Below are 4,818 nucleotides of genomic sequence, written 5' to 3'. Positions count from 1 at the left end.
CGTTCCGCTGGGGCGGGGAGGAGTGACAATGCGTGCAGGCGGGCTGACGGCCGACGCAGGTGGGCGCGGTGGGATACGTGGCGCACAACACGCCCGCCGCCGGGGGTTTGGCCTGGGCCACTCCGGACAGGCAGAGGGCGGCGGCCAACAACAGTCGTCGAAGCCCGAGGGGCGCTCGGGGAGGCGGGGTATCGAACATGGGCTGGACACACCAACAGCCCCTGCGCGAAAAGGTTGCGGCACTGATTCAAGCGCCGTGGCAGCCTACGCCCCCCGAATCCCATGGTTGAGTACGATCCGCATCGTTGGTGGAGTTACTTCCACTACCTCAAGGGCTCGATGGTCCGCGAAATCGTGGCCCGGGTCATGGTCTGCGTCCTGTGGGCACTGGGCGTCACCATCTTCCATTCCCATGTCCGCTCGGTGGCGATTCCCCCCACGGTGCACACGCTGGCGGGAATCTCCCTGAGCCTCCTGCTCGTCTTCCGCACCAACTCCTCCTATGACCGGTTCTGGGAGGGGCGGAAGCTGTGGGGCGGCATCGTCAACGAGACGCGCAACCTGGCGCGCGCCGCGGGCGTCTTCCTCCATTCCGAGCCCGCCCTCTACGCCGCGCTGCTGCGGTGGACGGCCGCCTTCCCCTTCGCGTCCGCGTCGTTCCTGCGCACCAAGGCGGAGCTGGGGCCCCTGGCCCAGGAGCTGCCGCCGGACGAGGTGGCGGAGGTGATGCGTGCCCAGCACGTGCCGTTCGCCGTGGCGCGGAAGATGAGCTCGCTGCTCGACGCCGGCCGGCGCCAGGGCCTGTACTCCGAATACGTGCAGATGCAGTTGGACCAGGACGTCCACCTGCTCGTCGACTACATCGGCGGGTGTGAGCGCATCCGCAAGACGCCCATCCCCTTCGCGTATGTGATGCACCTGCGCCGGGCGCTGCTCGTCTTCTGCTACACGCTGCCCTTCGCGCTGGTGGAGTCCTTCGGTGGGCTGACGGTGCTCGCCACGTTCATCGTCGCGTACATCTTCTTCGGCATCGAGGAGATTGGCGTCGAAATCGAAGACCCCTTCGGCCACGACGACAACGACCTGCCGCTGGACGCCATCTGCAACACCATCCACGCGAACCTGAACGCGCTGCTGCCCGCCGAGCCGCAGTCGCGCCAGGCACCCCCGGCCGCTTGAGCGGGGGCTCTCAGCGGCCGGACACGGAGGGCTCGGGCGGCGCGTCGTAGGTGCACAGCCACAGCCCATCCTCCGGCTGGCAGTGCGCGCCGCGAATCTTCTGGAGCCAGCTCACCCGCGAGGGGATGACCAGATAGACCGTCTGGGGGTCCATCCTGCCCGCGGTGATTTCGGCGTCCATGCCCAGGCAGTACGCCTGCGCCTTCGCGTCGTCGATGCGCGCGACATATCCGCTGTTGAAGGTGAGGCCCAGCCGGTACGCGCGGTAGGCCCAGCGGTGGAAGTCCATGGGGCCCGCGCGGCAGCCCCGGCCGGAGCCGTCATGCATCTGCGGCGGGTAGAGCGCCAGGTGCTCGCGGCCCTTCGCCGCCTCCGTGAGCGCGAGCGACGGAAGGGTGTTCCAGGTGCCGCCGCCCCCCTGTGCCCTCCGCCCTTCACCGAGGTTGAGGTCCAGTCCCTGGATGAGCAGCAGCAGCCCCGCCAGCGTGGGCGCGAGCGATGGGCGCACCAGCCGAGGCAGCGCGAGCGCGGCCCCCACGAGCAGCAGGTAGTGCAGGGGCCAGATGAAGCGGCCCGAGGAGCGGAAGGCCTCCGCCCACTTGAGCACCGGGCGATAGAGCGCTGACAGGTCGGCGACCTGCTGCCCCTGGAACTTGACGCGCCACGAGAGGGCGAAGAAGGCGAGGGCCAGCGCGACGAGGGTGACGGGCACCCATCTCCGCCACAGCGCGAGGATGCGCCGGGGCTCACGGGCCATGAGCACGAGCACGAGGGCGAGCGCGACGAGGCCGCCAGCGCCCAGGTAGCCGAAGCCCTCGTTCTGGCTGCCGTGCCTGGGTAGCGGGGGAAGGAAGCGGGACCAGCGAATCTCGCCGTGGCCGATGCTGTTGAACAGCGTGGTCAGGTCCGAGGAGTAGTCGCCGAAGTCGGTGGCGCCCACGGGGATGCCGGTGCCCAGGTAGCCGAAGGCGAAGAAGAGCCCCAGCACGGACGCGAAGCAGGCCACCGCCGCGAGCGCGGGCCACGCGAAGGGGAGCTTCCGCTCCAGCGCCGTCCGCGCGCACAGGGACAGCGCCAGCGGCAACGTCATGGTGGCGATGACGGGGTGGACGCCCGCGGCGAAGACGCAGAGTCCCAGACTCATGCCCAGCGCCTGCTTCGCGTCGCGCGCGTCGCGCTGGGGCATCAGGTGCAGGCCCACCAGCAGCACCAGCAGCCAGTGCGCGCACAAGGCCTCGTGCGCGAAGGTCATCCGCGACAGCAGCACGGGCGACAGCACCAGCATCCCGCCCACGCACCACTGGTGTTGAGGGGGGGCGCCCATGCGCCGCGCCACCCACGCCGCGGACGCGCCCTGCAGCATGAGGCACAGGCACATCCACGGGCCGATGTACTGGAAGTCCGTGGGCAGCATGAAGGAGAAGGGCCGCAAGAGCAGGCCCACCCACGGAATCGAGTCCGTGTACCCGAGCGAGGTCCCCAGCGGATGGAGGTAGTTGGGGGTGGCCCCCAGCGGCAGGCCGAGCGGCGTCTCGCGGAAGAAGAGCCACCCCAACAGGTGCTGGCTGAAGTCATCCCGGATGAGCCAGCCGATTCGCTGGGGGTCCAACGCGTTCGGCCCGAAGGTCGCCAGGAACGTGAGCAGGCCGACGAGCGCCGCACCCAGCGGGCCCGCCTGGGCCGTTCCCCACCGCACGAGCGACTCCCGGACGCGCCGCAGTCGCTCTCTCTCGGCGCGCGGCGTCGACGGTGTCTCGGTGGGGACGGGGAGGGAGGCGCTCGGGTCCGACATTCGTCGAGTGCTTGAGCACGGGACTTCCCGCCCCGTCAAGGCGGTGGAGCGTGAGGCCCAGGGGCTCGCCCGCGCCGACGCTCCGTCCGGCTCAGAGGCCCGCGAGCCGCGCCAGGACGCGCGCGGTGTCCTTCTCCAGGAAGTCCACCAGCTCTGGCGCGCGCGAATGCCGGATGAGCGGCGCGTTCTGTCCCGCCCACAGCGACAGGATATCCTCGCGCCCCTGTCGGGCCGCCGCCTGTCGCAGGGGTTGGGTGAGCCAGTTCTGCACGGGGTAGGGCGGAATCTCCCGCTCGTGCGGCGTCAGCTCGCGCAGGAAGCGGTTCTTGATGCCGCGCGCGTAGCGACCGGAGAAGACGCGCGTCAGCACCGTGGCGCGCGCGGACTCCTGGCGCAGCGCCTGGCGGTAGGCGTCACTGGCGTTGGACTCCTCGCACGCGAGGAAGGCCGTGCCCACCTGGACGCCCTCCGCGCCCAGGGCCAGGGCCGTGGCCACCGACCTGCCGTCCGCGATTCCCCCGGAGGCGATGACGGGCGTGCGCACCCGGTCCACCAACTGCGGCACCAGCGCCGTCGTCGCGGGGGACTCCTCCGCGGGCCGGAGGAACGAGGCCCGGTGTCCTCCCGCCTCGCTTCCCGAGGCGACGATGAGGTCCACGCCCGCCCGCTCCAGCGCGAGCCCCTCGTCCACGTTCGTCGCCGTCCCCGCCGTGACGATGCCCAAGGCCCGACACGCCTCCAGGATTCGCGCCGAGGGGATGCCGAAGATGAAGCTGAACACCGGCGGCTTGAGCGCCAGCACCGCCTCCACCTGCGCGTCGTAGTCCTGGGAGAAGGCGCTGGGGTACGTGGGGAGCGGCACCCCCAGCTCGTCGTACCAGGGCTTCAGCCGGGCGACGCCCGCCTCGAACTCCTCCGGCGTGGGGCGCACGTCCCGCTCCCCCTCCAACGGGACCCACAGGTTGATGGCGAACGGGCGCGTGGTGAGCCCCCTCAGCTCCCGGACGGTGGTCTCCAGCTGAGCCGCGCTCAGGTGGTGCGCGCCGAACGAGCCGAGCCCACCCGCCTCCGACACCGCCGCCGCCAGTCGCGTCGTCGACATCCCTCCGCCGAACGGCCCCTGTACCAGGGGGAGCCGGGTTCCAAGCATCCGTGCCACACGCGTCTCAGTCCACATGGGAAGGCCCTCGCGTCGTCGTGCCGCGCCTGTCCTAGCGGCGAGCAGCCCGCCTGGCGACCCGATGTCCTGGCGGGCCGGGCCCCTGGATGAACGCGAGGAGAAGCCTCGCTTGTGGCCGCCATCCGCGTCACCCGGCAAGCAGCGCTTGCCCGCGACGGGGGTGGGTGCCAGCGTGCCGCGCCGCTCCATTTCTTCTCCAGGGCCTCACCTCAGGGGAACCGACCATGAATGCACCGGGACCGACGCTCGAAACCGCGCGCCTCATCCTGCGCCCCACGGCGCGGGAGGACTTCGAGGGCTTCGTGGCCCTGATGGCCGACCCCGAGTCCGCGCGCCACATCGGTGGCCTCCAGCCCCGCTCCGTCGTCTGGCGCTCGATGTGCGTCATGGCGGGGGGATGGGCCCTGCATGGGTTCTCCATGTTCTCCGTGCTGGAGCGCTCCACGGGCAGGTGGGTCGGCCGGGTGGGGCCCTGGCAGCCCGAGGGGTGGCCGGGCACGGAGGTCGGCTGGGCCCTGCTGCGGGAGACCTGGGGCAAGGGCTACGCCACCGAGGCCGCCACGGCCGCCATGGACTGGGCCTTCGACAGCCTGGGGTGGACGGACATCATCCACTCCATCGCCCCGGACAACGTCGGCTCCCAGCAGGTTGCCCGCCGCCTGGGCTC

4 protein-coding genes and 1 pseudogene are annotated in these 4,818 nt (G+C 71.1%); 2 read left to right on the top strand and 3 right to left on the bottom strand.

The genetic code is table 11. From position 1 onward, the window contains the following. Positions 1 to 199 (bottom strand): annotated as a pseudogene (locus HUW62_RS48265) (hypothetical protein); the annotation flags it as partial. An 83-nt stretch (positions 200 to 282) separates the two neighbouring features. Between HUW62_RS48265 and HUW62_RS45835 the strand changes: the two are divergent. Then, positions 283 to 1,179 carry a bestrophin family protein gene (locus HUW62_RS45835; RefSeq protein WP_163869114.1) on the top strand — a complete coding sequence of 299 codons (897 nt, stop codon included), beginning with the start codon at positions 283 to 285 and terminating at the stop codon, positions 1,177 to 1,179. 10 nt (positions 1,180 to 1,189) lie between these two features. On the opposite strand, the gene HUW62_RS45830 is transcribed toward HUW62_RS45835, so the two are convergent. Beyond that, on the bottom strand, positions 1,190 to 2,875 hold the full coding sequence (locus HUW62_RS45830) for a DUF6311 domain-containing protein (protein ID WP_240356933.1): 1,686 nt from the start codon (positions 2,873 to 2,875) through the stop codon (positions 1,190 to 1,192). 187 nt (positions 2,876 to 3,062) lie between these two features. Further along, complete coding sequence (locus HUW62_RS45825) at positions 3,063 to 4,121, bottom strand: nitronate monooxygenase family protein (protein ID WP_255204010.1); 1,059 nt, start codon at positions 4,119 to 4,121, stop codon at positions 3,063 to 3,065. A 254-nt stretch (positions 4,122 to 4,375) separates the two neighbouring features. On the opposite strand from HUW62_RS45825, the gene HUW62_RS45820 reads away from it, so the two are divergent. Next, on the top strand, positions 4,376 to 4,818 hold a 443-nt coding region (locus tag HUW62_RS45820), incomplete at its 3' end, for a GNAT family N-acetyltransferase (protein WP_176438031.1).

The organism is Myxococcus sp. AM011, from assembly GCF_013372595.1.
In the GTDB taxonomy this organism is placed as follows: domain Bacteria; phylum Myxococcota; class Myxococcia; order Myxococcales; family Myxococcaceae; genus Myxococcus; species Myxococcus eversor.
This window is presented reverse-complemented; position numbering and strand designations above follow the sequence as displayed.